The following is a 26,727-nucleotide window of genomic DNA, read 5'->3' as shown; positions in this document are numbered from 1 at the left end:
AAACGATAGAGCGCGAGAGCTTGCCCGAGAACGCTGGTGGCGAAGCGTGTGGATGTAGGGGTTCGGAGGGGAAGGGTTTCAGGTGTTGGTGGTTATGGCGGCAACGGTTCTTTTGAAGTCCCAAGCAGATGAAACTGCACGCTTGGTCCACTTAAGAATTAGCGGTTGGAAGGCGTTTTCTTTGTTCGTTTCTTTTTCGCCGTTGGAAAAAGAAATGAAGTCCCGCCACGGACAGTGGCTAATAGTGCTCAATAAAACAATAGCAAGAAATGCGCGAAAACCAAAAAAGCAGCAACCCGGCATAAACGCAGAGCTGCTGCCCAAAAAAATCCTTCGGGCGACGCCACAACCTCTTGGCAACGTCCCCGAAAAAAAAGCCCTAGCTGCCCAGCGCAGGATCGGTCATGCTGCTCTTCCCGGTCTCCACATGCCCGGCAAAACGCCGATGAAACGAGCTATCGGTATCGATGGTAATAGTGACGTCATACCATCCAAACGATTCACGCAAGTCGAGATACACCGTCTCGGTCCCACCACCGCGAATGGGCTGCTTGATGGTCGCTCCGGTTTCGTAAGCGCTTTTGATGATGAAATTACACCGCCCGGTCCCAAGATTCTTCAACCGCAACTGAAGATTGCCATTAGCAACATCGTAACCTTCCACGACTTCGGCGATTGCCTGATTGTCGCTCCACCAATGCTGCTCGACGGCCTTCCCGGCAAAACGCCGCAGAAAACCATTAGGCCCGTGAATCACATAATCGTAGGCATTTGAAAGTCCCAACGGCAAATCGTCGCGCAGCCGCTTTCCAGCTTCGACCGTATAGCAACTTGGAGCGACCGCGCTGTTGGCGGTAAAGACCAGAAACGTCGCACCAACGCTACCGGTATTGATGAAATCGAACGTGACGCCATTCGTGGTGCCTGCGTGCGCATGAACGAACAGTTCATAGGGCAGCGCACGTGCTTGCCGCACGCCGGGTTCCTGTTTCGGCACGGCCTGAACGGCGGGCGGAACCGGAACATAGTCGGGATGACGAACCTTCTGAACAGGAGCGTAAGAACTGGTATCAGGGAGCGACGGAACGGCTGCGTTCGGGTTCTTGAAATTGAACGCCGACGTCAGGTCGCCGCAGATTGCCCGGCGCCACGGCGTGATATTCGATTCGAGTACGTTCGGGCGCGAGCCAAAACGCTTTTCGATGAACTGAATCACCGAGGTGTGATCGAAAACTTCCGAACACACGAAACCGCCTTTCGACCAGGGCGAGACCACGAGCATCGGCACCCGGGTTCCGAGCCCATACGCGCCGCTCTGATATGTCGAACTACCCGGGAAGATTTCGTTGACGATACTGACCGTGGACTTGCCATTAGCGGCAGATGTTGGCGGGAACGGCGGCACGACGTGATCGAAGAAGCCATCGTTCTCGTCATAGTTGATGAGCAACACCGTCTTGCTCCAAACCTCCGGATTCGACGTAAGGATCTGCAGTACCTGATCGACATACCACGCGCCGTAGTTTGCCGGCCAGTTCGGATGTTCCGAAAACGCTTCAGGCGCCACGATCCACGAGACTTGCGGCAACGCGTTGTTCTGCACGTCGCGCTTGAGGATGTCGAAATAACCGTCGCCGGCTTGCGCGTTCGTGCCGGTGCGTGCCTTCTGATACAGGGCGCTGCCTGGCTGCGCGTTGCGATACTGGTTCAGGTAAAGCAGCGCGTTGTCGCCATAGTTGCCAATGTACGGATCGTTGGTCCAGCCCCACGAGCCATTTGCATCGAGTCCCGTGCCTGCATCCTGATAGATCTTCCAGGAGATGTTCGCTTTCTCCAGCACTTCCGGATAGGAAGACCAGCCGTAGCCAAGCTCTGCGTTGTCGACCACGGGTCCGCCGCCGTTGCCGTCGTTGCCAATCCAGCCGGTCCACATGTAATACCGGTTCGGGTCTGTCGATGAGTTGATCGAGCAATGGTACGCGTCGCAGATCGTGAAAGCATCGGCTAGCTGATAGTGAAACGGAATGTCTTCACGCGTCAGATACGCCATGGTGGTCGTGCCTTTGTACGGCACCCACTGGTCGTAGCGGCCATCGTGATAAGCGCCCTTGCCCGAGGTCCAGTCATGGGGCAAGTCCTGGATGAACTGGTTGCCGAGATCCGGCGCGCTGGGACGGAACGGCAGCACTTCGCCAAGACCCGCGGCCAGTGGTTGATTGAAGACAGGCTTGCCATTGGGCAACTTCACGGCACGCGTATCACCGAAACCGCGCACGCCTTGCAGCGTGCCGAAGTAATGATCGAACGAGCGATTTTCCTGCATCAGCACGACGATGTGCTCGACGTCCTGGATGCTGCCGTGGACATTGTTTGCGGGAATGGCGAGTGCGTTGCGTATGCCTGCGGGCACGACGCCCATTGCTGTGGCGGAACCGGCTGCCTGTACGGCAGCCCTGAGGAAGTCACGTCGGCTTTTTAAGGTCATGGTCTTGATCAGTCGTGGAGAGGAGAGTGTTGTGAGCGAGGTTGCGGGTCGTACTTCGATATCACTCCGCCTCGTGAATCACGGGAGGCAGCAGGGGGTCGGACGCAGGCGAAGCGGGTGATTCTTTGGGCGGGGCAATGATCGAGACAGCCGCGGATGGCTGTGTCTGCTGCAATGCCCAGTTCTGGATATCCGACGAACCCGCTGAAGCGGGCGCGGGTGTCTCGGTTTGCTGTGAAGGAGATACGGCAGCGGCGGACTGCGCGGATGAAGACGGCGAATCGTGATCGCCGCAGGCGGCAAGCATCGTGCAAACAAACAGCGCGCCAAGCATCCGGCCGGTAGTAACGGGTCTGTTAAACACGAGCGTCCTCTGGACCATAGGCAAACGTTGTCATGCGCTGGCGCATGACACGAAATGAACTGGAAGAGAGGATAGAAATTACACGTGTAGGAATTATTAAATAAAGGAAATAACTTCCCCGACGTAATAATTCAGTAATAAATGTGTTGGACAAAAGATGGGTTTTCGTATGCGCCGGCCCAAGCGAAATTCGGGAACAGTGATTGCATTGATTGGCCGGTGCACGTTCAATAAATTCATCGGAGCCCCACCATGTCGACGCCCCTCGCTGTCCGTCCTATCCTGTTCGATTCCACTTTCGAGCAGATCCCCGCTGATGAAGGCGAAACAACCGAAGAGTTGGTCAAGACATTGCGCGGCATCATCGAAACCACATCTGCCGATTATGGTCATGCAGTGCGCAGCGTTCATGCGAAGAGTCATGGCTTGTTGCAAGGCGAACTGACGGTGCCGGAAGGGCTGCCACCTGAACTCGCACAAGGCGCGTTCGCCAAGGCGGGCACCTTTCCTGTAGTGATGCGCTTCTCGACCAACCCCGGCGATATCCTCGATGACAAAGTCTCGACACCGCGCGGCCTTGCAATAAAAATCATCGGCGTGGAAGGAGAGCGATTGCCTGGCGCAGAAGGCCAATCGACTCAGGACTTCGTCATGCAAAACGCGTTCGCTTTCACGGCCGCAACGCCAAAGGCGTTTCTCACCACGCTCAAGGCGCTGGCGAAGACAACCGACAAAGCGCCCGGCGTGAAGCAGGCGTTATCGGCGGTATTGCGCGGAACAGAGGCTGCAGTCGAAGCTTTGGGTGGTGAGAGCGGCACCTTGAAGAGCCTGGGCGGCCATCCGAAAACGAACCTGCTCGGCGAGACTTACACGACCGTGGTGCCGCTTCTGTACGGCTCTTACTATGGAAAGATCGCGGTTGTTCCGGTATCGCCGGAACTCGTGGCGCTAAAAGATGCACCCGTCGATCTCGACGACAAACCCAATGGCTTGCGTGAAGCGGTCAACACATTCTTTGCCACGACAGGCGGCGAGTGGGAGGTGCGTGTGCAACTTGCAACCGACATCGGGAAGATGCCGGTCGAGGATGCATCGAAGCAATGGTCAGAAGAAGAGAGTCCCTTCGTGCCAGTAGCACGCATTCGCGTGGCGCCGCAACCCGCGTGGACCGACGCCCGGTCCGCCGCAGTCGACGACGGTCTCGCCTTCAGCCCATGGCATGGCCTGAGCGCGCATCGGCCAATAGGCGGCGTGCAGCGCTCGCGCAAGCCCGCTTATGAAATGTCGTCGGATTTTCGCGGTAAATTCAATGGCTGTCCAATGCATGAGCCAAGCTCGCTCGACCGCTTGCCGGAATAATCGATAAGGAAAGACTGTCCGGACGGCGCGTTGGCAGAAACTGTTCCGGTTGCCAAAGAAATCGGTTACGGCAAGCACGCGTCGAATCCGGAAAACGCAATCGCAGGCGATAGTTTCACGGCGTTCTCCGCGGATCGGGAATGGCAAATCATGACGCATGCCGAATGCCTTGAACGACCGCGACCAAGCATCAAACGTTTGCGCCCGGGCTGCGTTTGTTTGCGCACGAATATATGAAGAATTCGTTAAAGCTTATCCCTTACATGCCGTAAAGGCGTTGTTGGTGGAGCGTTCAGGCGCCACTTACCATAAAACAATGCAATGGCTCGGCCGCACAGGCACGTGTCTGGCACGGCGCGTCTGCCGGGCGAGCAGAGAGGGCATGAGAAGATGATGGCAACGAATATGGCGCAGCAGGTCTCGCTGCTTGCCGACTACGCGCAACGCCTTGGCGCGGCGCGCGACCGGAGTTATGCGCTTGCACGTGAAGTGGAGAGGTCGCGGGCCGTGCTCGACGCCACGGCGGACGATCCCGCAGGTGACGCCGCTTTGCATGCATGCGCGACTCAAGCTCTCGAGCTCTTATGCGAGAACCTCGTGCGTTTGTGCGCGCTGACTGACGAAGCGTCGGCGAACGCCGAAGCCCTGGCGAGCTTGCCTTTGACTTATTTTTCAAACGAGGCTGGCACCGCCGCGGAACTCGACGCCGCAGTCGTATCGCTTGCCGACGCTACATCGACGGCTGAAACCGAACTCGTGGAACTCGCTCAAGTGGTATTGGATGCGTGCGAAGCCGTCGACGAAATGTGCCGTCCGGCGCAAATGGGGTAACTCCGAGGCTGGAACGTTGCCGGCGTGCTGCACATCAGGCTACGCTTTCTACAATGAGCTTCCTCGTGGATTCATCGGGATACCTACCGAATCCGGCGCGCACGTTATCGCGCATATAGTCGGGCCGCCCGGTTCCGGGAATCACGCATGTCACCGCCGGATGCGCGAGCACGTACTTGAGCAGAAGTTGCGCCCATGTTGCACAGCCGATTTCCCGGCTCCAATCGGGCACGGGTTTTCCCTTCAGCCGCCCAAGCAGGCCGCCGCCGCCAAACGGCTGGTTCACGATCACAGCAATGCCCCGTTCTTTAGCCAGAGGCAGCAAGGTGTCTTCGGCTGCGCGGTCATCGGCGGCGTAGTTGATCTGCACGAAATCGATTTTCTCGGAGCGCATGACCGCTTCCACTTCGCTGAATGCGCTCGACGTATAGTGCGTCACGCCGATATAACGGATCAGTCCGCGCGCTTTCCAGTCGCGCAGGGTGGAGAGTTGCGTGCGCCAGTCGAGCAGGTTGTGAATCTGCATCAGGTCTATGCGCGGCTGCTGCCAAAGACGCAGCGACGTCTCCATTTGCGCAATGCCGGCATCGCGCCCTTCGGTCCAGACCTTGGTTGCCACGAACGCGCGCTTGTGTCCGCCGATGCGCGTCAACACCGACCCCGCGACGGCTTCTGAAGATCCATACATGGGCGACGAATCGATGACCGAGCCGCCATTGTCGAAGAGTATTTGCAGCACTTCGGCGAGCCGCGCCTGTGCGGCGGGATCGCTGCCTACGTCGAAGGTGCGCCAGGTGCCGCAGCCGACCACGGGCAGCATTTCTCCGGTCGATGGAATCGCGCGCTTGTTCATGGCAGTCGCCTGTGCGAAGGCAGGCGGAAGAGCGAAGGGAAGCAACGTGCCGCTCGCGGCGAGCAGCAGCAGCCGTCGACGCCGCGCGTCGGCGAAAGGGGGGCGCATGAGAGATACCTCGCGTTTTGCCGGTTCAGTTCACAGCATAGGCGAACTGGCGCAAGCCGGCAGCGTTGGCTCAGGGATCTTGCGCCAGCATCTGCAGCCGGGGCGCGAGCTTGCTGAGAAGGAGCGCTTCGAGCGGGATGGGCGGCGAGAAGTAATAACCCTGCGCCTGCGCCGCACCCATTTCGCGCAGCACGGCGAGCGTCGCGGCGTCTTCCACGCCTTCGGCCACCACGGTGAGGTCCAGCGACTCCGCCATCCTCACGATGGCCCGGACGATCGCGCGGCTGCGTGGACTCGTGGTCAGCTCGAAGATAAACGAGCGGTCTATCTTCAGGCCGCTGAAGCGATATTGATGCACGTAACTCAGCGACGAAAATCCCGCGCCGAAGTCATCGAGCACGACCGACATGCCGTGATCGGCGAGACGCTGCATTGATCGTCTCGCGAGATCGGGCTCGGCGACGAGCGCGCCTTCCGTGAGTTCCAGGCAGATGCGCGAGGGCGCCACGCCATGGCGCGCAAGCAGCGCGAGGACGTCGTCGGCGAATTCCGCGCGGGTCATGCTGTAGCTCGAGCAGTTCACATGGACCGGCGGCCAGTCCGCGTGCCCGGGCTGCGCGAGGATGATCGCGACCCGTGTCAGCATGTACAGATCGAGCCGCCCGATCAGGCGCAGGCCTTCCACGGCCGGCAGGAATTCGCCCGGCGCAATCACGCTGCCATCGGGCTGACGCCATCGGATCAATGCTTCGAGCGCAACGAGCTGACCTGACCTCGCGCTGACAATGGGCTGGAAATACGGCACGAGTTCGTCGTCGCGCTTGAGCGCATTGCGCAGCGCCCCTTCGCGCTCGACCTGATCCGATACCTCGCGCCGAAGCTCATGGTTGAAGACCACGAAGCTGTCGCGTCCGCCATTTTTCACGCGATACATCGCGGTATCGGCGTCGCGCAGAAGATCGGCCGGCTCTTTATGAAACTGCTCGTCCGGACTCACGATGCCAATGCTGCACGATGAAAACACCACGTGGTCATCAATATGAAACGGCAGGTCGAACGCGGCGAGAATGCTCTCGGCAATATCGACCGCGGTGTCGAGCGAAGCGCCCGGAGAGAGCACGGCGAACTCGTCGCCGCCCAGGCGCGCGAGCAGGTCGGTGTCGCGCAGGCAGCTTCTCAGCCGGCTCGCGGCCTGCACCAGCAGCATGTCGCCGAAATGATGGCCAAGGCTGTCGTTCACAACCTTGAAACGGTCCAGGTCGATAAACATCACCGCCAGTTGTTCCCCGTCGGCATGATGATCGCGCCACGCTTCCTGCAGCCGCTGCAGCATGTGGCTGCGGTTAGGCAGGCCCGTCAGCGCGTCGTGCGAGTTCTCGTGCTGCAGGCGCGCGTTGGCTTCGTCGAGTTCGCGCGTGCGGTTCTGCACGCGCTGTTCGAGTTCCAGATTGGCCACGTGCAGCGCTTCGGCGGCGCTGCGGCGTGACAGCGCGGTATCGATATGGCGCGATACGAAAGTCAGCAGTTCCTGATCGCGCTGCGAATATCGCACTTGCGACGAATAGCTTTGCACCGCGAGCACGCCGCGTACTTCGTCTCCGTCGAAAAGCGGAATGCCGAGCCACGAGCGCAGCTTGATGCTCTCGCCCGAGCTTTCCATCTCGCCCGTTTCCACCAGCCGCGTTGCCTCGGCGAGATCGATCAGGCAGGGCCGGCGCTTGCGGATCACGTACTCGGTGAGGCCGCGCCGGCCACGCCGCGGAGCCGGATAATCGTTCAGCAGTTCGTCGACGTAATAGGGGAACGACACGCTCTGCGTCGCGTTGTCCACAAGCGCGACAAAGAAATTCCGCGCATACAGCAACTCGCCGACAATGCCGTGAAGGCTGCGGAAAAATTCCAGCATGTCGCCATGCCGACTCGACAGTTCGGCGATCTGGAACAGCGCGCCTTGCAAGTGCTCAGCGCGCTTTCGTTCCGCTATTTCAAGGCGCAGGGCGCGATTCACCTCGGACAGCTCAGCGGTCCGGCGCGACACGGTTTCTTCAAGATCCGCCCGATGCAGGATGCGGTCGAGCGCCATTGCCACATGACGCGCGACCACCAGGAAGAGCGCGCGGTCTTCCACGCTAAAGATGCGCGCCACGTCGTAGACCTGCATCGCGATCATGCCGAACACTTCGTCGGATGCGTTCTTGAGCGGCGCGCCCATCCAGAACTCGGGCCGGTCGCCCACGCAATAGAAGCGGCCTTCGTGCTCGGCCGCGGCAATGCCCGCCGCGTCGATCAGCAGCGGCTGGCCCGTGGTCAGGACCTGGCCGGTGAGCGACAGGCACGACGAATCGAGCGTGTCATAGGCGGCGGGGTCGAGCGCGCAAGTGTCGATGACATCGACGTAATACGGATACGTAATCTCGTTGTTCGACGGGTTGTAGAGCGCGAGATAGAAATTCTCGGCATCGATCAGCGTGGCAAGCTGCCGATGCACGCCGAGCAGGAATTCTGAGCGGTCGCGAACCGAACTCGCGAGATAAGCGATCTCGTAGAGCACGCGCTGCGTGTTCTGCGCGCGCGCCAGTGCGTCTGTCTGGAGCGCTTCGCCAAGACTGCGCGCAAAGTCGGCGAGCGTGCGGTTTGCGGCATGCGCCGTCGGCGCGAGCAGCCAGCCGAGGATGTTTTCGCCGCTCCCGGTTGGCCACAGGCACAGACGGTGTGTCGTGCAAAAGGCGTGGAAGTCGTCGGCGGGAAGGATGGCTGGCCAGCCATCGTCAAGAGAACCCTGGGCCGCGAGATGCATGCCGGTGCCGGGCTGATACCACGCCCAACAGGTTGTGTCGATGAGCGTGGCGGCATTGCGCAATAACGAATCGATGCACGTATCCGTATTCACGCGCCTCGGCGCATTGGCGGCGGGGCGCGCAAAACCCGCGGCGGTGTCGTCGCGGCTTGCATCCGCCACAGGCGTGGCCGGCTTCACGGTATAGACGTTCATCAGCGCTCCGAGCCGACGGCGTTGCGGCTCCTCACTCACTTTTTGTTCGACGTCGGCGTATACAAATCGGCGTGGCGGGCGCGGCGGGTGCTTTGGCAGCAACCTCGAATAGTGCCAGGCCTGATTGTAATAACGGCAATGCGGCTTCCGGCTTTAGGAGCGCCGTAGGGCATCATAGCGGGCCGATTGTCCGGCCAGCAAAAAACACCGCATTATGCGACGTGCGAAAGGAGTTGAATACCGCCCTGATTTATTCGGCGCTTATTTCGGCTTACGCGCTTGCCGTGCGCGGACGCGGCGCCATAGCGCGCCGTTCGACCCCAACCGAAACCCCCAGCAACACGATTCCGCCGCACGCGAGAAGCGCGCCTGTCCAGCCAGTTGCCTCAAGGCCGAAACCGAGCGCCACGACCACGCCGCCAGCCCACGCGCCCAGCGCGTTCGCAATGTTGAAGGCTGAGTGATTGAGCGCGGCTGCTACGGTTTGCGCATCGCCGGCCACGTCCATCAGGCGAGTCTGCACGGCCGGGACCACGGCAATGCCGAGCCCCATTGCGAAGAGATTGAGCGTGGCGGTCCATTCGTTTGCCGATGAATACGCGAATGCCGCCAGCGCCGCCGCGTTCCAGATCAGCATGCCGAAAATGGTCCACAGCCGGGATTTGTCGGCGAGTACGCCTCCTATCAGGCTGCCCGCCGTCATGCCGACCCCAAGCGCGCCGAGCAGCAGCGGCACGCGCCACGGCGCGACGTGGGTCACGTTCAAGAGCGTCGGCGTGATGTACGTATAGACCGCGAACAAGCCGCCGAAACCGACCGCGATGACCGAAAGCGTCAACCAGACCTGCGCGCGGCGGAATACGCCGAGTTCGCGCCGGGGCGTTGCGCCCCCGGCGTGGATGGGTGGAAGAAAGACGCGCACGCCGATCATCGTAAGGATACCGAGCGTGCCGACCAGCAGGAAATCCGCGCGCCAGCCGAGCCATTGACCAAGCCAGGTTGCAAGCGGCACGCCGAAAATATTCGCGATGGTCAGTCCCAGCATCACGCGCCCGACCGCCCGCGCGCGCCGGTCGGGCGGCACCAGCGACGCCGCTGTCAGCGCGGCCACGCCGAAATACGCGCCGTGCGGCACGCCTGAAATAAAACGCGCGATCAGCAGCAGCGTGTAATTGGGCGCAAGCGCGCTCAGCAAGTTGCCGAATGCGAACATCAGCATCAGGCCGATCAGCATCGCGCGGCGCGGAATCTTGGCGAAGAAAATGGTGATGAGCGGCGCGCCGATCACGACACCGAGCGCATAGGCGCTGATGATGTGGCCCATGGTGGGCAGCGACGTATCGAGTCCGTGCGCGATGATCGGCAGGATGGTCATGGAAGCGAATTCGCCCGTGCCGATCGCCAGTCCGCCGACCGCTAGCGCGACCTCCGCCGGACCGGCTCCAAAAGGCGCGATGACACGGTCGAGCGGGCTTCCTGCGGAATTGTCGGGGATATCGATAATGGACATTGAGCGGAGAATGTGGGTTTGAGACGATGCAATGCAGCATTATCTCGAAATATCAAATCCTTCGCATGGCGCAACAACTCGAAATTCGGGGCAAATTTGCATTGCTGCACTGCCACTATTTATGGCTGCACGTCCGGCTCGCCTCCGTTGGCGGAAAATCGTTCACGATATGCTTGCGGCGTGACGCCGGTCGAGCGCAAAAAACCGCGTCGCATGGTTTCCTCCGATCCAAATCCACAGCGCGCCGCCACACGTTTGATCGGAAACGCGGTATCGCCGAGAAGACGCCGCGCCGCTTCGAGCCGCAGTTGTTCGATAGCGCGCGCGGGCGTGACGCCGGTTTGCGCCCGATAGTGCCGCACGAAACTGCGTTCGCTCATGCCAGCGCGCTCGGCGAGCGTCGCGACGGACAGGTCCGACGCCATGTTTTCCGCGATCCACGCGTGCAGTTCGCCAAAACGGTCTCCCGCTTTTTGCAGCGATAACGTCGCGCTGAACTGTGCCTGGCCGCCTGGGCGCTTGAGAAAAACCACGAGTTCGCGGGCGACTTCCAGCGCGAGCGCGCGGCCGAGATCGTCCTCGACCAGCGCGAGCGCGAGGTCGATACCTGCCGTCACCCCCGCCGACGTCCATACCGTGCCGTCGCGAATGAAGATGGGGGCAGGGTCCACATTGACCGCCGGATAGCGCTCGCCGAGCTGCTCGCAGTGCGCCCAGTGTGTGACGGCGCGGCGTTTATCGAGCAGACCGGCCGCAGCGAGCAGGAACGCGCCCGTGCATACCGACGCCACCCTGCGGCAGCGCTGCGCCCGCTCCCTGATCCACGCCACCTGCGCGGTTTCCCTCGACGCTGCATGGACACCGCGGCCGCCCGCGATGATCAACGTATCGGCTGTCTCACTCGCCAGCGGCAATGGATGCGCAACGAGGCCGAGTCCCGCCGTGCTCCGGATCTCGCCGGAAACGGCTGCAATGACGCGCGGCACGTATGGCGCGCGGCTTCCCGCAGCGAGCGAGAGTTCATTGGCCGACGCAAAGACCTGCAAGGGACCGGCAACATCAAGTAGCTGGACGTCGGGAAACGCGTAAATATCGATACCGCGTGGCGTCTTTTTCATGTTGGCGGCCTGGAAAGTGGCGTAAAACGAGGGTTAATTGGTAATCACGCCAAAGGGTAGCGGGGTATCGTCAGTGCGTCCAGTTCGCGCGTTCACTCTTCACGAGGTTTATCCCATGGCATTGCATATCGGCTTTCTTGTTTTCCCCAACGTGCAGCAACTCGATCTGACCGGTCCTCACGATGTCTTCGCGTCCGTTCCAGGCGCAACGGTCCACCTGATTGCCGGGACGCTCGATCCCGTGAAGTCGAGCAGCGGCCTGTTGTTGACGCCGACGATTATTTACAGCGATTGCCCGCAGCTCGACGTGTTGTGCGTGCCGGGCGGCTTGGGCGTCAATGAATTGATGGAAGACGCTGCCGCACTCGATTTCATCAAGCAGCAAGCGGCTGGCGTGCGCTTCATGACGTCCGTCTGCACGGGCGCGCTTGTCCTTGGCGCGGCCGGTTTGCTGCACGGACGCCGCGCAACCACGCATTGGGCGTTTCATCACTTGCTGGAGCAGTTCGGGGCAATTCCGGTCAAAGAGCGTGTCGTTCAGGACGGTAACTTGATGACCGGAGGCGGCGTGACGGCGGGCATCGATTTTGCGCTGACGCTATTGACCGGCTTGATTGGCGAGACGGAAGCCCAGGCCATCCAGCTTCAACTGGAATATGCGCCCGCGCCGCCCTTCAATTCAGGCACGCCCGATACAGCGCCTAAGGCTGTTGTGGACCTGGTGTGGAAGCGCGGCGAGAAAGGCCGCGCAATTCGCACCGAGCTTGTCAGGCGTGCGGCCGCACGACTGGATTCATAGCGTGTGCCCAGCCAGCACACGGCGGCGTGTTTCCTAAAGGAGAGGTGTGTCATGTCACGAGCCCGGATTGCATCGATCACCTTGCTGGCGTCGCTTGGAATAATCGTGGGCGCAACGCCTGATTCCTTCGCTCAAAGTGCGGACGCGGCATCGGCTGCGCAACCGATGTCAAAGCAAGCGCAGAAAGCCCAGCGTAAGGCCGACAGAAAAGCCGCACGCGCGAAGAATTCCGCGGAGCTGGGCGAACTGGAGAAGAACGGCTACAACCCGAGTGCGGATCGCAACGATTATCCGCAGGACATTCAGAAAGCTCAGAGCAAGGTGAATGCGGAGCATGGTCAATCGGGGCAATAGCGCGCACAAGCGTAGTGCGCTGTCGTGTTCAAAGTCGAGAGGCCGCCATGTCGAAATTTCATTCCGCACGTACCGGTTTTGTAGTCGTGACGATGACAATTGCATTTGCGTCATCCGCGCAGGCGCAAACCGCGCAGCCGAATAACTCGCCGCCGACGCGTGCCTCGGAGAAAGCGGACCTGAAGAATCTCGAAGCGCACGGCTACAAGCCGGCGGCCAATGAATCGAATTATCCAAACGATATCCAGCGTGCAGAGAAGGCTACGTACGGCTCCGGGGCGACAGGTTCGGCCAGCCCGAACAACGCGACGACGCCATCGACGCCGCAATAGCAGGGCGGATTCATCCGGATTGTGCAGAGGAAACCGGCGTCGGGGAACAGAATTTGCGGCCGCCCACCGGTTCGCCGGGCGGCACGGTGCTGCCCGCATTGACCAGGGCCCCAAGCTGAATGAGACGAAAAGCGCTCCTTTCCGCCATGTTGTGTGTCTGCATTACTGCCGGTGGTTGTTCCGCCATCGGTCCCAAACGGCTCAAGGCCGATCAGGTCGATTACGCAAGAGCGTTGGGCGAAGCGAAAAAGCGCGAGATACTCGCGGCGCTCGTAGGCATCCGCTTCGCCGACTCGCCGGCGTTCCTGAGCGTCAGCCAGATCATCGCCGCCTACACGTTCGATGCCACCGCAGGTTCCACGTTCAGCGCTGGCGACACCACGCAGAACTTCGCCGCTGCAACAGGCAGCGTTTCCTACTCGAACCATCCGACCTTCACCTTCACGCCGACAACCGGACAAGCCTTTGCAACGGCTTATATCCGTCCGCTTGCGCCGGCGCTCGTGCTGCCGCTGGCCGAAAGCGCGATTCCCATCGACTTGCTGTTGCGGATCACCGCGCAATCCATTGGCGGCTTGCAGAACGCGAACGCGATGGGCGGTCCTAACGCGAACGGCAGCGTGGGTTTCTTCGAACTGATCCAGGCGTTCCGGCGGCTTCAGCTTGCGGGTCAGCTTAACGTCGAGACGCGCGACGAGGACCATGTGAGCCGCGTGTACATCACGCTGGGCGCGACTACGAGCGGTGAGAACGCCGAGACGTCGAAGGACCTGATGCTGGTGCGCAACCTGTTGAAGTTGTCACCGAAGACGAAGACGTATGAGGTCGTCTATGGGCAATCGGCCCAGCGCGGCGAACGCATTCCAATGGTCACACGTTCCGTGCTCGGCATTCTCACCGACCTCGGAGCGCAGGTCGACGTGCCGGAAGAACTGGTGGCGCATGGGTCGACGAAGCCGACCATTGGCTTGATCGGGGTGGAGACGCGTCCCACGATCATTGTCCATGTCGGGCAGAAGCCGCCCGAGGATGCGTACATCGATATCCAGTACGGACCTTCGCAATACTGGATCGACCGGAGGGATTTCGATTCGAAGTACGCGTTCACCGTGGTGCAGATGCTGATGGCGCTGGCCGAATCCAATCAGGACGCCAAGACGCCGATCGTCACGATACCGGCGAGCTAGCGTACGTCGCGTACGTCCGGATCGATGCCGATGCTCAGTGCGCTTCTCCCCGGCCTGGTGGGCGGATCGGCACGCCGCCGCCGAACACGCGTGACTCGGACGTATCCGGCTCCGGTGTCTTCGCGGGCGGCGGCACGATAACCGGCTCGCGTGTCTCGACAACAGGCCGCATTTCACGCGCGTCATGGATGACATGCGCTTCGTGCGGGGCGCGCACGGCGGGCGCGGCGAACAGATGCGGTGCGCTGTTGCCGGCCGATGACGACGAAGCCGATGGCGCTGCCGCTGCCGTGTATGTGCTCTGCAGGTTTGCACTCGGTATTGTGCCGCGCGGGACAGCCGGCATGGCGACCGCCTCGCGGATCGGCGCGGTATGCACGGGCGGATGCGCGGCATTGTTCGCCGCCACCAGCGCGGCTGCGTCGGCGGCTTTCTTCGCTTGCGCCGCCTTGAAATTCACTCGCTTGAGCAGGACGCGCGAATCCGGATAGCTTGTATCGATTGCAATTGCTTCCTTCGCATAACGGCGCGCGCAGCGCCAGGAAGACGCGGCGTCGCAGGCCCGGGCACGCTGCATGGCGGCGTCGCGCGCGCTTTCTCGCTGGGCCAGCTCGTCACGAATGCGTTTCGCTTCAACGTCGTCCGAAAGTGTCGATGGAACCTCCGCGAGGTTCTTGCGCGCGGCGCTCAGGTCGTTCGTGAGCAGCGCCAGCCGCGCAATGTAGAGCGTCTCGCCGGGGCTGCCCGCTGGCGGCCGCTCGGCGGTCATCGCCGGTGAGATGGGGGTCATCGACATGCGCGGCAAACCGTTTTCAGTCAGCGCGGAGGGCTGCGGCGCGTGGCTCGCAATGGGAACGTCCGCGGTAGCGGTCGGGCTCGGGGCGAGCACGGCCGGGATCGTGGCGGCGGCCTTGGGTGAGGGGATGTCCGGCACGTTGACAACGGGCGCCGCCACGGTTTTCGTCGATGCGATTTGCGGCGCGGGAGCAGCAGCTATTGCAACGTCAGCCGGTTTGCCTGGCGGACGTGTAGTGTCTGGCGGTGTCGCAATATCTGGCTTGCTTGCGAGCGTGGTATCGGAAGCCGGATCCGGATGGATCGTCGATGCAACCAACGCCAGCAACATGTTGTAGTTGTCCGCGACCGTGTCATTGAACGCACGCGCATGCGCTTCCACTGTTGCGAGCGTAGCCAGTGAATACCTGGCGGCTGTTTCGTATATGGGCGGACTTGCGTCTGCGGTCTTGGCTGTTGTTGTGTCCGCAACCGCCGACGGTGCAATGGATTTTGCTGCTGTCGCAATGGGCGGCGTTGTGGCCACAGGTTTCTCAGGAACCGCCTGCTTCGCGATAACCGGCGCAACAGGCTGGCTTGACTGATTCGGCGTTGTCTTCACTGCATGCGTCGTGGCCTCGGTCGAAACCATAGTAGTGGGGATGGCAGGCTTGACCGGCGCCGGCTTCTCGGCGGCAATCGCTTGCGGCGCAGGCGCGGGCGCGGGCAGTGGCTGCTGCGTGCCCGTCGAACTCGCGGCGGCGAACACCGTTGCGCTGGCGGGCACGCCGACGTCCGCGTGATTCTCGGTAACAACAGGAACAATCACAGCCTTGCGCGCCGCGGGCTCCGGCAGCGCGGCCAGCCGCTGCACGGCAGGCGACCTTAGCGCCGGTGCGTGAGCCAGTCCTAGCGCGAGCGCAAGCATTCCGCCGCTTGCCAGATAGAACGCCACGCGCTTCAACACGCGCTTTCTTTCACGCGCGATGTTCATCTTGGTATCGAGCTCGTCGGGCACGCTCGGATAGGGCACAAGCATGCGGCCGGGCATCAGCACCACGTTTGCCCCATAGTCGACCGAGCTGGGCGTACCCAGCGTGCGCAGGGCGCGCGACTGGTTCGTGCCGCAATGCGGGCATTCATCTTCGCCGTGAGTCAGCGCATTGCCGCAGCGATGACACGCTGCATACAGGACGGGCGCGCGAAAAGATAACAGGCTCATGCCGAAGCCCTCTGGGCAGATGTTTGTGCCGGCCCACGTCACGATCAGGCGAGCCGGATTGTTCATATAAGAATAGTGCAATTAGTTCAGAAGTTAGTAGCCCGGTATGTTTTGTAGGCCGCATTGACGCGCATCGGCGACACTTTCTTCTCGCTGTATCGTGGTCTATGTGGGCTTGCGCACATTTCGTGGCGGATAGTGACATTGATCTGGCCGATAACAGCGGCCTGTTCACAATCTGGTTCGGTATCCGAATGTTTGGCTTTGAGGAACTTGAAGAAAATCCGTCTGTAAAGCGGCCCTGTAAACGCACTGTCCGGGACACGAAAGCGTTCCGTGTCCCGGACAGATCCGGCCATGTTGCTTGAAGAGGCTTACTTGAACCGGTACGTCGCGCCGACCTGGAAGAAGCGTCCCACGTTGGTGTAGAGCGACTGGTCGTAGCCCGTCAGGTCCGCGCCCGAGGTCCATTCGGTATCGAACGGAGGCTTTTTATCGAACAGGTTGTTGATGCCTGCGTAGATGGTCCAGTTCTTGAAGCCGTGATAGCTCGTGAACAGGTTGAACTGGCTATATGAAGCCACCGACAAGGGCGTGTCCCCGTTGATATCCGCAATCGCGTTCGTGTACGGACCGGTGTATTGCCATGTCAGCGTGGTCGTGAACTTGCGATAGTCCCAGGTCAGGTCCGTGTTGCCCTTCCAGCGCGGATTCGATGCACCGAACGGTTGGTTCAACGCCAGATTGTTGCCGGCGAAATCCGCTGTCGCCGCGCCCGGGCTGTGAAGCTTGAAATGCCACACATAGGCCCAGTCACCGGACAGCGTGAACGAACCCACCGGCGTGCCCACCGTCTTGCGCCAGTTGAAGTCGAAGCCGTCTGTATCGAGCGAGCCCAGGTTGATGAACTGCGAGTTGATATAGCGCAGCGTGCCGTCCGGGTTGCGGATCACCTGGGTCGGATCGTTCGCGGCGAGTACCGCCACCGGATCCGGCGTGCCGATTACACCGTCAATGCGCACCTTGTAGAAGCCCGCGCCAATGTCGGTTGTTGCATCCGGCGACAACTGGAAGCCGATGTTGTAGTTCTTCGTGTGCTCAGGCTGAAGGTTCGGATTGCCGTTCGTGAACTCGGTCGTGAACGCTTTGGTCGGGCCGCGCGGATCAAACGGGTCGGTCAGGTTCTGGTGTCCCGTGTACGACGCCTGTGCGTTTTCGACGAGTGTCGGCGCACGGAAACCACGGCTGAACGACGCATAGGTCGTGAATGCCTGCACCGGCTGATAACGCAATGCGAAGCTCGGCGAGAACGCGCCGCCAAAGTCGCTGTAGTGGTCATAGCGGCCCGATTGGGTGAACGTCAGCGCGCGGATGATCGGAATCTCGACCTGGTAGAACACGGCCGCCACGTTGCGCGAGCCGTCCACCGTCTGGATCTGCGCCGGCGACACGATACCCAGCGACGAATAGGTGCGCGGGTTGATGATCGAGCTCTCATGCCGGAACTCGGTGCCAAGACCCAGGCCCACGTTGCCCGTGGGCAGCGTGAAGAGGTTGGACGTCGACGTTTTCGCGCTGACCGTATCGAGCTTCGTGATGGCTTGCTGGAAGTCGTCCCTGAATACGCCGTCCAGGCCGTTGGGCGTCGAGCCCGGGTTCAGGAAGTTGTACGTGCCGTTTTGCAGCACGTTCTGCCAGCCCGCCACATCCAGCGAGTTGTAGAAGTGGCTGTCCACCGTGCTTTGCGAATGGCCCGCGTCCACCGACCAGTCCCAGTCGCCAAGCTTCGGCGTGGTGAACGATCCCTTGATCCCCGTCGATGCCTTCCAGAAGGTCGAGACCGTATCCACGCCAACGCCGGCGGTCGGGAAGGTGTAGTTGATCGGGGTATCGACGCCGAACGGGTTGAACGGATTGCCACCCGGCACAGTGCGGTTGAGCGGCGAGATGCTGTTGGTCGCCGGGTTGTACACGTTCGACAAGCTGCTCGCCGACTGCAGGCCGCCGTACTGCACGGTCTCGTCGCGGCTGCCCCAGAACTCGGCGTACGCCTGCATGTCGTCGTTGATCTTGAACGTGCCGCGCACCTTGGCGTTCAGCCGCGTGGTCGAAGGAACCAGCGAGTAGTCGTGGGCCGTGTTGTAGGTACACGTGGTGCCGCCCGTGCGGCCCGTCGTGGTGTTCGGCGGGCACGGATTGAGCGGGACGTTGGTGCCGTCCGGCGCGGTCCAGAAGCTTTGCTGGTTGTTGCCTGCTGGCGCGTTGGTGCCGCCGAAGCGCGTGAAGTCCTGGCTGCTCGTCATGTCGCGGTCGGCGAGTGTGGAGCCCGAATCGCGATACCAGCTTGCCGAACCCGTGACGTTGAAACGGTCCGTGTTGAGATTGCCGAAGCCGCCGAGCACGCTGAAGCTGCCTTGCGCGTCACCGGGGTGCTGCGCCTTGCCGAGCTGGCTGTCGATCTGGAAACCCTGGAAGTTTTTCTTCGTGATGATGTTGACCACGCCCGCAATGGCGTCGGAGCCGTATTGCGATACCGCGCCGGTCTTCACGATCTCGATCCGGTCGATGGTGTTCAGCGGGATCGTGTTGATGTCGAAGAAGGTGTCGGTGAAGTTGACCGCTTGCGCGTAGTTCGCGACGCGCTGGCCGTCGACCAGAACCAGCGTGTACTTCTCCGAGAGACCGCGCAGTGCAATGCCCGCGCCGCCCGGAGCCGTGCTGTTCATGGTCGATTGCGACCAGCTGCTCGCCGAGTTCGCCGACACGCCGCGCAGGAAATCGGCCACGGTGGTGTATCCGCTTTGTTCGATCTCCTTGGCTGTCACAGTCTGGACTTCTGTGTTGCCTACCTTGTCCGATGTGCGGATCAGCGACCCCGTGACTTCCACTTTTTCAAGTTTGGTCGGAGCCGTTGCCGGCGTGGATGCAGCAGGCGCGGCCGTGGTCGCGGAAGTCGTACCCGAAGCGCCACCGGTGCCGCTTGGGTCTGCGGTCTGTGCGTGCGCCATCGGATTGAATGCGGCGCTCAGCACGAGTTCGGCGCCAATGATGCCCTTGATCGCCGTTACCAATCTCTTCTGTTTCACGTGCTCTCCCTCTTGTCAGTGAGCATATTTGATCGAACCAACCCGGCCGGGACGTGTGTGTTGCACGAACCGGTCACGCGATGCTTTTCAACGCTTTTTATTGCGGGGCGCGTTTAAAACGCTGAATGCGTTGTTTGAGCATCGTCAGTCAAGGCGCAATCTCAATCGTGTTGAAAGGCGCCGTTGATAAGCGGCAGCACCAAGAGCACGAGTTATGCCAATTTGGGAAAAGGGATAAGCGGAAAAGCCGGATACGGCTATTTATTTATGCAATAAGGATTTGAAATAAATGCGTTTTATTTTTATTGAGAATTGTTGTTTAGTGAATAACAAGAAACGGTCAATTTAACGCTCATTACCATTTATTAATTTGGAATAATGTTGTAAATAGCGTGATTTAGAGTGATTCGTCTAAATATAGTGGTGCAAAACTTGCACCTTGAAAGGGAGCTAATGCATCGCGTTGTGCATTACGCTTTGAAAGTCGATTTTGGGGTTGTCACGGCGGGTGTGCACAGTATAAACATAATCAATGCGCTTTTGTAATACCCTCGATGAAACTCTTTGCCATGGAGGGATTGCGTCTATCCAGAAGGCCTAGGGTTTAGGAGCATATGAAGCGGACGATAATCGGAAAGATACCTTCCGCATATTCATTACGAAATTCTTTCATAAGCACCAGAGTAATCATTTGTTGCACAAAGGATGGGTTTTCTTATTTCACTGGTCGGCTTTGACGGGATTATCAGGCTTCCATCTATGCGATATTGGCAGTACGGCAACGACTGCAAAAAAAGTTCGCGAAAACAGGATCGGTCAACAAACTAAAATTCGCCGTAAGATCAACGCGTAATAGGCATTTGGCCCATCGCCGGTAAAAGGCTGGCGTATCTCCTGGCATAGCCGTTGCTTAGAAGGTCGCGCTTTTACGAGCGGCGTCGAAACGAAGCTGCCCGCTCAAAGAACTACCGTCATCTAAAAAATGATTAGCGTCGTTTGTCCTAACCGGAGTCCGCAGTGCTGAATACCCTCATTAATTATTCGGTCCAGTCGATGGGCCTCATTCCCCTCCTTGGCGTCATTTTCCTGCTGGGCATGGCCGTCATCATCGAGCGCATGGTGTTCTTCGCCAGAGCGGTGCGCGCAGGCAAGACCATCGAGCATGATCTGAAGCTGCTGAAGGCCAATCATCCGGAAGATGCCGCGAAGCTCGTCAAGCACTACGACTCGACCGTGCAGGCCGAACTCGTGAAGACCGCAATGAAGGTCAATGGGCGCGACGAAGCGGTGGTGGAGCGCGAAGTGGAAGAGGCGATCATGTTCCAGATGCCGCGCCTCGACCGTAACCTCTGGGTGCTCGATACCGCCGTCACGCTCGGGCCGCTGCTCGGACTGCTTGGCACGATCATCGGCATGGTGGAATCGTTCAACGTGCTGGGCGCGAGCGGCACGGCAAACCCCAACGGCGTGACGGGCGGTATTGGACATGCGCTTACCGCTACGGCATGCGGTCTTGTCATTGCCATCATCTGCGTGATCTTTCTCAACTACTTCAACAAACGTATCCGCATGACGGTCAATCAGTTCGACCTGATCAAGTCGTTGCTGGTCTCGCGCTTCTCTGCGCCGGTTCGCCGCAACGCGGATGTGCGCCCCGAGATCGCAGCATGAGATTGCGGCAAGCGTGTGCCGCATGAGAGTGCTTCACTGGCCGTATGAAGGGCATGCATTGACCGGGTGCCGTTTGGAAACAGAAGAGGTTTGAGATGAGTAGAAATCACCGCAGTCACTATCTGGGCGCGGAAGAGAAGGCACGCATCGAGATCATCCCGATGATCGACATCATGATGTTCCTGCTGGTCTTCTTCATGCTCGCCACGCTCAAGATGATCCAGGGCGCGGGCATCAAGCTGGACCTGCCGCAATCCAGCACCGCTGAAGCGTTGCAGCAGACCATCAAGGTATCGATCGGCGTGACGAAGACCGACGAGCTTTATCTCGACGCGAAGCCCATCACGCCCGACGAACTCACCGCGCATTTGAAGGGCCTCGTGGGTGATTCAAAGAAGGTCGATGTCGCCATCTCCGGCGACGAAGGCACGAGCTACAAGAACATCATTCACGTCATGGACCTGGTGCGCGCCGCCGGCATCAGTTCCGTGGCACTGGCGACGAATCCTTCGACATGAACGCTCCCGTACATCTGGTCAGCACGCCTCGCGTGCCTCTGGACGGGGCGCTGTGGGCGTCCAGGGGTGCGGCGAAAGACGGCAAGGTATCGATGAAAGTCGCGGTCGGCGCCGCGCTGCTGGTCGAGCTGTTGCTGATCGCCGGTCTTTCGCATGTGAACTTCACGCCCGATGCACCGCCGCCGCCCAAAGAACTGCGGGTTCGCATGGCGCCTCCGCCACCTCCGCCACCGCCGCCGCCCGAGGTGAAGAAGCTCGAGCCTCCACCGGCTCCCACGCCGCAAAAGCCGGTGCCGAAGAAGGTCGAGCCGAAGCCGCTGCCCACGCCCAGGCCGCCGCCGGCGAAGCCGTCGGCGGCGCCTAAGGAAGCGCAGATTCCGGCTGCCGCGAACCCGTCCGCCAATGCGCCCGCCGTGGCGACCACGCCGTCCAGTTCGCCGCCCAGTCCGCCTGTGGCGGCAACGGGCGCCGCGCCCGTTGCACCGCCTGCATTGCACGGCGTGGTCGATGGCCGAGGGCATTGCCAGTCGGTGCAGCCGCAGATTCCGCGCAAGGCGCTGCAGGACGGCATCTCGGCGGACGTGGTCGCACATCTGACGATCAATCCGGATGGCAGCGTGGGCGCAGTGAAGATCGTCAGGACCACGCCGCCGACTTCGGTGTTCAATGACGCCGTCACGACCGCCGCCAAGGCATACAAGTGCGAGAAGAATGCCGAGGCCTATGTGGGCGAGGTGACGTTCTCGTTCAAGACCGCGCCAGGCAGCGACGACGAATAACGGTCTGTACACAACCCTGAACTTCGACATGTCTTGTGATCGTGCAAGGCATGTCGAGGGCCGCTGTAACCGCCGATGGCTGTTGGCGGAAAGTCATGTATTCCGGGAGTTTCCTGATGTTTTTCGTTTCATCGAATCGTTCTTTGCGCGGCTTGCCTGTTTTGCTCGTAACCTGTCTGTTCAGCGCCGCGAGCGCTCCCAGCCTTTCAAACGCGGCCGTCATCCCGCCCGGCACGCAACTCGCCGCGAAGCAGGAACTGGTGCGCAACAACGGCAGCGAAGTCGAGACGCTCGATCCCAACGTCGCCGAATCCGTGCCGGCCAATACCGTCACGCGTGATCTCTTCGAAGGCCTGACCGCCGTTCGCTCCGATGGCGAAACGGTGCCCGGCGTCGCCGAGAAGTGGGAAATGAAAGACCCGACCACATGGATCTTTCATCTGCGAAAGAACGCCCGGTGGTCCAACGGCGAACCGGTCACGGCCGCGGATTTTGTCTTCGGCTGCCAGCGGCTTGTCGATCCGAAAACAGCCTCGCCCTATGCGAACACCTACGGCATGTTCCTGCTGAACGGAACAGAGATTGTCGCGGGCAAGAAGCCGGTTGCGTCGCTGGGCGTGACGGCTATCGACGCGAATACGTTGCAGATAAAGACGCCGTATCCCGTGCCCTTCCTGCCCGACCTGATGACGAACACGAACTTCGGGCCCATCAACAAGGCGGCGATGGAGAAAAACGGCAAGGACTGGACCAAGCCCGGCAAGCTTGTGAGCAACGGCGCGTTCATGCTGAAGGATTGGCAAGTCAACAACCGGCTCGTGCTCGCGAAAAACCCGAATTACTGGAACGCGGGCTACGTGCAATTGAATCAGGTCACGTACCTGCCTATAGAAGATGAAAACACCGACGTAAAGCAATACGAGTCCGGTGGCGACGACTGGGTTTATCAATTGCCATCGGGAACGTTCGCGCGCTACAAGCAGGCGTATCCGAACGAGATGCGCGCGGCGCCCATGCTCGGCTTGCGCTATTACTCGTTCAACAACAAAGATCCGTTGCTGAAGGACGTACGCGTTCGCAAGGCCTTGTCCATGGTGATCGATCGCGACATCCTCGCGCAGCGCGTCACGGCCGACGGGCAGATCCCGGCGTATGGCGTGATTGTGAAAGGCGTTAAGGGCGCGGATGTCAGCGCCTACGACTGGGCTTCCTGGCCCATGGCGAAGCGTGTGGAGGAAGCTAAAAAACTGCTGGCCGAAGCGGGCGTGAAGCCGGGCACCAAGCTGCAGTTCGCGATGAACACCAGCGAATATCACAAGAAAATGGCTATCTTCGCGGCATCGGAATGGAAGAGCAAGCTCGGACTTGACACCGATATCCAGGCCATGGAATTCAAGGTGTTGCTTAAAAAGCGCCATGACGGCGACTATCAGATCGCGCGCAACGGCTGGGTGGCCGATTACAACGACGCAAGCACGTTCCTCACGCTGGTTCAATGCGGCTCGGAACAAAACGACAACCAGGCGTGCAACCCGAAAGCCGACGCCCTGATGCGCGACGCGTCGAACTCCACCGATCCCGCCACGCGGCAGAAGCTGCAAACAGAAGCCGGCAAGCTTGCAATGGAAGACTATCCAATGTTGCCGCTGCTGCAATACACGCTGGTGCGCCTCGTGAAAAGCTACGTGGGTGGTTATTCCACGAAGAATCCGATGGACCACTACCGCAGCGAAGACCTGTACATCATCAAGCACTGAGTCCAGACCCGTCATGAACGATTCGCATGAACCCTTGAAGGGCGCGCTGTGGGCGTCCGCTCACGCACAGCATCGGCATCAGCCGATGGGCGTGTTCGTCGCGGCGGCGATCGTCGTGACAGGGCTGATGATCTACGGCCTCACACATGTAAGCTTCGCGCCGTTGCAAACGCCGCCCAAGGAGATGCGCGTGACCATGGCGCCGCCTCCACCGCCGCCGCCTCCACCGCCGGAGGTGCAAAAGATCGAGCCGCCGCCCGCGCCCACGCCCGTGGAGAAACCCAGGCCGACGCCAGTGAAACCCAAGCCGCTGCCCACGCCCAAGCCGCCGCCTGCAAAGCCGGCGCCAGCGCCCAGGGAAGCCAATATTCCGGCTGCGGCCACTCCCGCGCCGAACGCGCCGGCACTTGCAACAGCGCCTGCCAATACAACGCCGGCTGCGCCCGTTGCAGCGGCGGCCGCGCCGGCACCTGCACCTGCGCCCGGATTGCATGGCGTGGTGGACGGCCGCGGACATTGCCAGTCCGTGCAACCGCAGATTCCCCGCAAAGCGCTGCAGGACGGAATTTCGGCGACGGTAACGGCGCGTTTGTCGATTGGCACTGACGGCCAGGTAAGCGAGGTGAAGATCATGCGCGTCTCGCCACCAACATCCGTCTTCAACGAAGCCGTGATCGCGGCAGGCAAGGGCTATAAATGCGAGAAGAATCCCGAGCCATACGTGGGCGAGGTGCAGTTCTCGTTCAAGACAACCGCGAGCGACGATGAGTAATGAGGTAAGAGCGGTCCGGCGCAGGACGTTCACGACGCTCGCGCTTGGCATGGTGTTGGTGGTCCACGGTGCTTTTGCGAGTCCATCGATTGCGCAATACGACGAGCCGAAATATCCGGCTGGCTTCACGCATTTCGACTACGCGGACCCCGACGCGCCAAATGACGGCGACATGAATTTCCAGAATTACGACGAACTGCAAAGCTACGATTCCATGAATCCGTTCCTGGTTCGCGGCGCACCCGCGCCCGACCTGAAGAACCTCATGTTCGACACGCTGATGCAGCGAAGCTGGGATGAACTGGCATCGGAATATCCGTTGATAGCGGACGATGTCAATGTCGCACCGGACGGCAAGTCGGCGACCTTCCATATCAACCCAAAGGCGCGCTTTTCCAACGGCGATGCGATTACCGCCGCCGACGTGAAGTATTCCTTCGATACCCTCGCGAGCAACCAGGTTTCGCCCATCTACAATTCGCAGTTCGCCAACATCGCAAAGGCGACGGTGCTTGACCGCCTGACGGTGCGTTTCGATTTCAGGGAAGCACGCCGCGATGCACCGCTGATTGCCGGCGACCTCTGGGTGTTCTCGCCGAAATGGGGCATGAAGCCGGACGGCACGCGGCCTTCGTTCGACAAGATCGCCAATGTCCCGCCGCTTGCAAGCGGTGCGTACCTGATCGAGCAACGCAAGAACGACAAGCAGATTACCTACGCGCGCAACCCGGATTACTGGGCCGCGGACCTGCCGTCGCGACGCGGCATGTACCGCTTCAAACGCATTACATTCCGCCTCTTTACCGACCACTACACGTCGCTCGAAGACTTCAAGGCCGGGCACACGGATATGCGCGTGGAGTATTCGTCGGGTACCTGGGCGCGTAAGTACGTCGGCAAGAACATCGCAAACGGATCGCTTAGAAGAGGCCTGTTTCCCGATGGCCCCGCGCAGATGCAGGGCATTTTCATCAACACGCGCAAACCCCAGTTCGCCGATCCTCGCGTGAGGCGTGCGCTTACGCTCGCGTTCGACTACGAATGGCTCAACCGGCTGACGTTCTACGGGCAATACCGGCGCACCGGCAGTTACTTCCAGGACAGTCCGTTCGGCGCTACGGGCGTGCCCGATGCGAAGGAACTGGCGTTGCTTGAGCCGTATCGTCCGGAGCTTCCCGCCGCCGTGTTCGGCCCGATGCTCAGGCAGCCCGACACCACGCCGCCGCACTCCCTGCGCGCGAACTTGCGCGAAGCTCAGGCGCTGCTCAACGAGGCGGGATGGAACTATCGCGATGGTGCGTTGCGCGACGCGAACGGCACGGCCATGTCCATTGAAATCATGGACGACCAGCCCGGCATGGACGGCGTGATCATGCCTTACGTGCAGCAGTTGCAAACGCTTGGCATTCAGGCGCACATGCGCGAACTCGACAGTGCGCTCTATGGCAAGCGCATGGACGCGTTCGACTTCGACATGACCACGTACGTCTATTCGCCGGTGACCATTCCGGGCGGGGAACTCACGCGGCGCTTCGGCAGCGCTGCGGCATCTCAACCGGGCTCGGAGAATTTTCCAGGCGTCAGATCGAAAGCCGCCGATGCAATGATCGACGCCGCGCTCACGGCCAACACGCTCGCTGATTTGCAGACCGCCACGCACGCGCTCGACCGCGTCCTGATCAACGGCTATTACATTGTGCCCGAATACTACGCACCCAATGTGCGCGTGGGCTACAAGGCGCGCATGGGTTATCCGAAGGTTCTGCCGAACTCGTACTACGCCGAAGACTGGCTGATCGATTACTGGTTCGTTAAACCGGTGGCTACAGCCAGCACTGCGCCAACCCATTGAGTCC

21 protein-coding genes are annotated in these 26,727 nt (G+C 60.6%); 12 read left to right on the top strand and 9 right to left on the bottom strand.

Features of this window, described 5'->3' with window-relative positions:
- Positions 1-78: 78 nt before the first annotated feature.
- The 3 genes from AWB64_RS31600 to AWB64_RS17055 form a co-directional block, all read right to left on the bottom strand.
- On the bottom strand, positions 79-324 hold the full coding sequence (locus AWB64_RS31600) for a hypothetical protein (RefSeq protein ID WP_157766646.1): 246 nt from the start codon (positions 322-324) through the stop codon (positions 79-81).
- Between the two features lie 55 nt (positions 325-379).
- Positions 380-2,485 carry a phosphocholine-specific phospholipase C gene (locus AWB64_RS17060; RefSeq protein ID WP_060856619.1) on the bottom strand — a complete coding sequence of 702 codons (2,106 nt, stop codon included), beginning with the start codon at positions 2,483-2,485 and terminating at the stop codon, positions 380-382.
- A gap of 61 nt (positions 2,486-2,546) precedes the next feature.
- Positions 2,547-2,849 carry a hypothetical protein gene (locus AWB64_RS17055; protein WP_157766645.1) on the bottom strand — a complete coding sequence of 101 codons (303 nt, stop codon included), beginning with the start codon at positions 2,847-2,849 and terminating at the stop codon, positions 2,547-2,549.
- 252 nt (positions 2,850-3,101) lie between these two features.
- On the opposite strand from AWB64_RS17055, the gene AWB64_RS17050 reads away from it, so the two are divergent.
- Complete coding sequence (locus AWB64_RS17050; protein WP_060856617.1) at positions 3,102-4,208, top strand: catalase family protein; 1,107 nt, start codon at positions 3,102-3,104, stop codon at positions 4,206-4,208.
- Positions 4,209-4,601: 393 nt separating this feature from the next.
- Positions 4,602-5,039 (top strand): hypothetical protein, encoded by a 438-nt coding sequence (locus AWB64_RS17040; protein WP_060856615.1) that lies wholly within the window; start codon positions 4,602-4,604, stop codon positions 5,037-5,039.
- A 34-nt stretch (positions 5,040-5,073) separates the two neighbouring features.
- Here the strand turns inward: AWB64_RS17040 and AWB64_RS17035 are convergent, their stop codons facing one another.
- The 4 genes from AWB64_RS17035 to AWB64_RS17020 form a co-directional block, all read right to left on the bottom strand.
- Positions 5,074-5,892, bottom strand: coding sequence for an aldo/keto reductase (locus tag AWB64_RS17035; protein ID WP_060856744.1), 819 nt, complete (start codon positions 5,890-5,892; stop codon positions 5,074-5,076).
- A gap of 178 nt (positions 5,893-6,070) precedes the next feature.
- Entirely contained in the window at positions 6,071-8,992 is a 2,922-nt protein-coding gene (locus AWB64_RS17030; protein WP_060856614.1) for a sensor domain-containing phosphodiesterase, read from the bottom strand.
- A gap of 271 nt (positions 8,993-9,263) precedes the next feature.
- Positions 9,264-10,502 (bottom strand): MFS transporter, encoded by a 1,239-nt coding sequence (locus AWB64_RS17025; RefSeq protein WP_082850519.1) that lies wholly within the window; start codon positions 10,500-10,502, stop codon positions 9,264-9,266.
- Positions 10,503-10,621: 119 nt separating this feature from the next.
- The gene (locus AWB64_RS17020; protein ID WP_060856613.1) at positions 10,622-11,620 is read right to left on the bottom strand and encodes a GlxA family transcriptional regulator; all 999 of its coding nucleotides are present in this window, start codon (positions 11,618-11,620) and stop codon (positions 10,622-10,624) included.
- A 115-nt stretch (positions 11,621-11,735) separates the two neighbouring features.
- Between AWB64_RS17020 and AWB64_RS17015 the strand changes: the two genes are divergently transcribed.
- The 4 genes from AWB64_RS17015 to AWB64_RS17000 all read left to right on the top strand — a co-directional run bounded on the left by AWB64_RS17015 (position 11,736) and on the right by AWB64_RS17000 (position 14,292).
- Positions 11,736-12,419: a DJ-1/PfpI family protein gene (locus tag AWB64_RS17015; RefSeq protein ID WP_060856612.1), complete on the top strand. Its 684-nt coding sequence runs from the start codon at positions 11,736-11,738 to the stop codon at positions 12,417-12,419.
- A 51-nt stretch (positions 12,420-12,470) separates the two neighbouring features.
- Positions 12,471-12,773 carry a DUF4148 domain-containing protein gene (locus AWB64_RS17010; RefSeq protein WP_060856611.1) on the top strand — a complete coding sequence of 101 codons (303 nt, stop codon included), beginning with the start codon at positions 12,471-12,473 and terminating at the stop codon, positions 12,771-12,773.
- Positions 12,774-12,820: 47 nt separating this feature from the next.
- On the top strand, positions 12,821-13,105 hold the full coding sequence (locus tag AWB64_RS17005) for a DUF4148 domain-containing protein (RefSeq protein WP_060856610.1): 285 nt from the start codon (positions 12,821-12,823) through the stop codon (positions 13,103-13,105).
- A 119-nt stretch (positions 13,106-13,224) separates the two neighbouring features.
- A complete protein-coding gene (locus AWB64_RS17000) occupies positions 13,225-14,292 on the top strand; it encodes a hypothetical protein (protein WP_060856609.1) in 1,068 nt (355 codons plus the stop codon).
- A 34-nt stretch (positions 14,293-14,326) separates the two neighbouring features.
- Here the strand turns inward: AWB64_RS17000 and AWB64_RS16995 are convergent, their stop codons facing one another.
- Positions 14,327-16,288, bottom strand: coding sequence for a hypothetical protein (locus tag AWB64_RS16995; protein ID WP_167353923.1), 1,962 nt, complete (start codon positions 16,286-16,288; stop codon positions 14,327-14,329).
- 374 nt (positions 16,289-16,662) lie between these two features.
- Positions 16,663-19,374 carry a TonB-dependent receptor plug domain-containing protein gene (locus AWB64_RS16990; protein WP_060856607.1) on the bottom strand — a complete coding sequence of 904 codons (2,712 nt, stop codon included), beginning with the start codon at positions 19,372-19,374 and terminating at the stop codon, positions 16,663-16,665.
- Positions 19,375-20,391: 1,017 nt separating this feature from the next.
- Here AWB64_RS16990 and AWB64_RS16985 point away from each other — a divergent pair.
- From AWB64_RS16985 to AWB64_RS16960, 6 genes are all read left to right on the top strand, one after another.
- Positions 20,392-21,045 carry a MotA/TolQ/ExbB proton channel family protein gene (locus AWB64_RS16985; protein ID WP_060856606.1) on the top strand — a complete coding sequence of 218 codons (654 nt, stop codon included), beginning with the start codon at positions 20,392-20,394 and terminating at the stop codon, positions 21,043-21,045.
- A 95-nt stretch (positions 21,046-21,140) separates the two neighbouring features.
- Positions 21,141-21,563, top strand: coding sequence for an ExbD/TolR family protein (locus AWB64_RS16980; protein ID WP_060856605.1), 423 nt, complete (start codon positions 21,141-21,143; stop codon positions 21,561-21,563).
- The gene (locus tag AWB64_RS16975) at positions 21,560-22,342 is read left to right on the top strand and encodes an energy transducer TonB (RefSeq protein WP_060856604.1); all 783 of its coding nucleotides are present in this window, start codon (positions 21,560-21,562) and stop codon (positions 22,340-22,342) included. Before AWB64_RS16980 ends, AWB64_RS16975 begins: the two co-directional genes overlap by 4 nt.
- Before the next feature lie 116 nt (positions 22,343-22,458).
- A complete protein-coding gene (locus tag AWB64_RS16970) occupies positions 22,459-24,099 on the top strand; it encodes a peptide ABC transporter substrate-binding protein (RefSeq protein ID WP_082850518.1) in 1,641 nt (546 codons plus the stop codon).
- Between the two features lie 13 nt (positions 24,100-24,112).
- Entirely contained in the window at positions 24,113-24,871 is a 759-nt protein-coding gene (locus AWB64_RS16965) for a TonB family protein (protein WP_060856603.1), read from the top strand.
- Positions 24,864-26,723: an extracellular solute-binding protein gene (locus AWB64_RS16960; RefSeq protein WP_060856602.1), complete on the top strand. Its 1,860-nt coding sequence runs from the start codon at positions 24,864-24,866 to the stop codon at positions 26,721-26,723. The genes AWB64_RS16965 and AWB64_RS16960 overlap by 8 nt, the downstream gene beginning before the upstream one ends.
- The last annotated feature ends 4 nt before the right edge of the window (positions 26,724-26,727 follow it).

The sequence above is a fragment of the Caballeronia sordidicola genome (assembly GCF_001544455.2).
GTDB lineage: Bacteria > Pseudomonadota > Gammaproteobacteria > Burkholderiales > Burkholderiaceae > Caballeronia > Caballeronia sordidicola.
This window is presented reverse-complemented; position numbering and strand designations above follow the sequence as displayed.